The organism is Paraburkholderia sp. BR10954, assembly GCF_040965775.1.
Classification (GTDB): domain Bacteria; phylum Pseudomonadota; class Gammaproteobacteria; order Burkholderiales; family Burkholderiaceae; genus Paraburkholderia; species Paraburkholderia youngii.
The window spans coordinates 1-254 of record NZ_JBFRCK010000335.1; the positions used below are offsets into that span (position 1 = coordinate 1).

The following is a 254-nucleotide window of genomic DNA, read 5'->3' on the forward strand; positions in this document are numbered from 1 at the left end:
TACTGCGGCACAGCGCGGGCAGCTCAGCTTCGGACGTACGTGACGCAGTACCTTGAAGTAGCCGGGCACATAGTCGAGACCTCCGAGACGTCTTCGCCGAGCGCACGCATCTGTTTGCCGCATTCCGGGCATCCGCAGTTTGACGCCGCATGCACAGCCGTTTCGCGAGGAAGATGGGCAGGGAAGTCCCGTGACTTGCGGCGTAGCGGAGCGACGTTCGTTGTGGCCGACGTATCAGCAGCTGTATCAGCATC

General features: G+C 61.8%; 1 pseudogene. It reads right to left on the reverse strand.

Annotated elements, in window-relative coordinates:
• Positions 1 to 254: pseudogene (locus tag AB4Y34_RS42470) on the reverse strand (IS66 family transposase zinc-finger binding domain-containing protein); the annotation flags it as partial.